We start from the raw sequence: 758 nt of genomic DNA on the forward strand, positions 1-758 counted from the left end.
CTAGACAATCATTCTGATCTAGAGCTTATTTTCGAGCCAGGAAGAGCGACTGAACAAAGTGGCTGGTGAGCTTGGGGTTAAGGCGCCGATCTCACTACGTATCAACCCAGATGTTGATGCAAACACTCACCCTTATATCTCGACTGGTCTGCGTGATAACAAATTTGGTATCGCCTTCGACCGTGCTCCTGCGGTTTACGCTTTTGCACAAACATTAGAAAACCTGTCTATCCACGGTATTGATTGCCACATCGGCTCTCAGCTAACAGATATTGAACCTTTCATTGATGCGACTGACCGTTTGCTTGCCCTGATCGAACAACTACGTGCTGATGGTATTAACATTAAGCACCTTGATGTCGGCGGTGGTTTGGGTGTGGTTTATCGGGATGAACTACCACCACAGCCTTCAGATTACGCGAAAGCGCTATTGGCTCGCCTAGACAATCATTCTGATCTAGAGCTTATTTTCGAGCCAGGAAGAGCGATTGCTGCTAACGCTGGTGTATTATTGACGAAAGTTGAGTTCCTTAAGCCAACAGAGCACAAGAACTTTGCCATTATCGATGCAGCAATGAACGACTTGATGCGTCCAGCACTTTACCAAGCGTGGCAAGATATTGTCCCAGTGAACCCTCGCCAAGGCGAAGCGGTAACGTACGATTTGGTTGGTCCTATCTGTGAAGAGGTGAATTCCTAGGCAAAGACGGCGATTTGGCGCTTGAAGAAGGCGATTTGCTTGCGGTTCGTTCTGCCGG

The 758-nt window shown here is 47.9% G+C and carries 1 pseudogene; it reads left to right on the forward strand.

Annotated elements, in window-relative coordinates:
* Positions 1-43 precede the first annotated feature (43 nt).
* Positions 44-758: pseudogene (gene lysA / locus A3712_RS19625) on the forward strand (diaminopimelate decarboxylase); the annotation flags it as partial.

The sequence above is a fragment of the Vibrio sp. HI00D65 genome (assembly GCF_001635455.1).
GTDB lineage: Bacteria > Pseudomonadota > Gammaproteobacteria > Enterobacterales > Vibrionaceae > Vibrio.